Here is a 2,500-nt window from a genome sequence, read left to right on the forward strand (position 1 = left end):
GCTCATAAGTCAAGCATTTACTTCTATTTATCTTACTTATTATATCGTCACTTTAGTTGGTATATTTAATGTTTTATAATCTAACATTATGTTTGTGGGATAAACACCCCCCGATTTGTTTCTAATATTTAACTTAAAAGATAAAGAAACAGCTGAACGCATTAGCCAATCACCGCCTTTTATAAGTAAAATGATACCAACTATAATTGCAATAAAAGCCATTAAGGAATTTTTACCAAATATATGATTTTAAGATCTTGATAAAAACTTTAATTATATTTTCAATCTCATTTCTAATAAATTAGGTTCAAATCCATAATTGAGATATGCAGATTTGGCATCGAGATTTTCATAATAAACATCAAGTCTAATTTCGAACACACCTCTTTTACCTGACCACTTAATTAATTCATTTAAAATGGATTTATTCACTCCCTTACCTCTCTGTTTTTCCTTTACAAAAAAAAATCCAAGCTTACCATAATATTTATGTTTTAAATATGATTTTGACTCAAGTATATCAATAAAACCAGAGCCTATCAATTCTCCATTAACTTCCGCAACTAAAACACAAGAATCGTCTGACTCAATTCTACTTAAAATATCGTAATAACTAATCAAACCTTCTTTTAAAGTTGAATCAAAAGGTCTCTCAAATTCTACTAATTCTTGTTCAAACTGCAATAATGCCTTAATATCCTGTTTTCTCGCACTTCTTATTTTCATAAAACGAAAATAGTAAATAAATATGTCTAATGTTAGGAAGGTAAAATCCCACTAAAGCTATTGTTGTTACCGCTGATTTAATTAAAATAATATTGTAAAAAAAATATATATACAGCGTTAAGAAAGTAGTTAGCATTTAAAACAACTGAACTTAACCATATAACAGTTCAGAAAGAAACTCATTCACAAGAAGAATGGGCATGTATAAAACAACCAAAATTTAATCATCATGAATTGATTAGATGAAGTAAGTGTAAAGTCCACTTAAAAAGGTGATTAATAAATAATGGTTAGTGCGCTTGATTACAATGTGAAATATTTATATTTGTCACCTGGTAGTTTACTAAAAGTTTACAAATGTGGTAACGGTATTGGTAGCACAAACAAAGTAACACTTTTCCAAAACTTTGTAAAATACTATAAACATTAATACCGGCCTCGTAGCATAACTGAATAGTGCACTTGATTACGGCTCAAGAGGTTGCAAGTTTGAATCTTGCCGAGGTCACTAATAATAAGGGAGTTAACGCTCCCTCTTTTCTTTTTAGGTTAACAAATAGAGAAACGATAGTTAAAATATAAACCTTTATTTATTGTTTTTTACGTATGCTGATCTAAACTTATAACAGTAGTTTAACCTATTTAAGGGGATTAGAAATATCTGATTTAGAAGAAGAAGATATGCCTGTTATGTAGTTTTGGGAACTTTGATTCTTATAAAAATGAATTCCAAAGCATACTAATGCTGTTGCTATTGATAGTACTTTAACAGGAGTAGGGAGTATAGAATCAAAGTCAGTAAATTTTCTAATTGCTACTTCAATAAGATTTAAAATAGTCAATCCAACAGCAATGTTGTAATAGATTTTTTTCATGTTTCTAAAAATAACAATGTTTGATTAATCAAGTTTGCTATTCATTACCTACCTGATTTAAAAGAAGAAGTTTAATACAATATTACTCCCCTCCTCCTCCATCACCACCACCACCAGCATCTCCTCCTGCCATCATTGCACCGGTAGAATCGACAGATCCACTTCCAGGAAGTTTGTTAATTTGCATTTCAAATTCATCAATTAAAAAGACGACTTCTTTTGGATTTATCTTATTGGGAAGTTTTGATTCTCTTAAGCTACCTGTAGTTTCATTAAGAATAAAAGTTTTTCTTGTAGAAAATATATAAATCTTATTGTCAATTAAAGAAATTCTAGGAGTTTCATACCATCTAAAACCTGACATTTTAACTTTGAACTTTTCCTCACCTGTATTTATTGATATTGAAACAATTTGTTTTTTGCTGTCAACAAAAACTATTGAGTCTTGATGAATATGAATACCATAGAGAACATTTTTAGTTGTCCACTTTTGTTTACCCGAGATGTAGTCAATTAAAGTTGTAAATGAAGGTGAGCCCCAACCGTTAACCGAGGTTACAAAAACATAATTTTCAACTCTAAAAACTCCAGAAACAGGTTTTTCAAAAGAATTTTTCCATTCAACTGACTGTTCAGCTGGATTGTATTTAAAAACTTCTTTTTTTTCACTAAATAAGATCATACAAACAAAATTTATTGAATTTAAGAAATAAACTTGTTTTTTAACTTGTTTTTTGCAATTATCATTTTACTTTTAATATTATGAAAAGAAGAATTTTAATTTATCCAGCAGTTATTTTATTTTTTTACCTATTTCGTGCAATTGATTTGTTTCCTCTTGATGTAAATTTTGATTTCACTTCTTGGGAAAAAAGTAAACTTATTAGATGGGGAGTATT

Annotated in this window: 4 protein-coding genes and 1 tRNA gene; 1 reads left to right on the forward strand and 4 read right to left on the reverse strand. The window is 28.9% G+C overall.

Annotation, left to right across the window (positions count from 1 at the left end; genetic code table 11):
* Positions 1 to 39 precede the first annotated feature (39 nt).
* Together AC3ATN_RS08230 and AC3ATN_RS08235 are read right to left on the reverse strand one after the other, a co-directional pair.
* Positions 40 to 222 (reverse strand): hypothetical protein, encoded by a 183-nt coding sequence (locus tag AC3ATN_RS08230; RefSeq protein ID WP_487532796.1) that lies wholly within the window; start codon positions 220 to 222, stop codon positions 40 to 42.
* A gap of 51 nt (positions 223 to 273) precedes the next feature.
* Complete coding sequence (locus tag AC3ATN_RS08235) at positions 274 to 726, reverse strand: GNAT family N-acetyltransferase (protein ID WP_487532797.1); 453 nt, start codon at positions 724 to 726, stop codon at positions 274 to 276.
* A gap of 434 nt (positions 727 to 1,160) precedes the next feature.
* Here AC3ATN_RS08235 and AC3ATN_RS08240 point away from each other — a divergent pair.
* Positions 1,161 to 1,234: transfer RNA gene (locus tag AC3ATN_RS08240), tRNA-Arg, on the forward strand.
* Between the two features lie 130 nt (positions 1,235 to 1,364).
* On the opposite strand, the gene AC3ATN_RS08245 is transcribed toward AC3ATN_RS08240, so the two are convergent.
* Positions 1,365 to 1,601 (reverse strand): hypothetical protein, encoded by a 237-nt coding sequence (locus AC3ATN_RS08245; protein ID WP_487532798.1) that lies wholly within the window; start codon positions 1,599 to 1,601, stop codon positions 1,365 to 1,367.
* An 82-nt stretch (positions 1,602 to 1,683) separates the two neighbouring features.
* Positions 1,684 to 2,283, reverse strand: a complete 600-nt coding sequence (locus AC3ATN_RS08250) for a hypothetical protein (protein ID WP_487532799.1) — start codon at positions 2,281 to 2,283, stop codon at positions 1,684 to 1,686.
* Between the last annotated feature and the right edge of the window lie 217 nt (positions 2,284 to 2,500).

This window comes from Candidatus Marivariicella sp. (genome assembly GCF_983056325.1).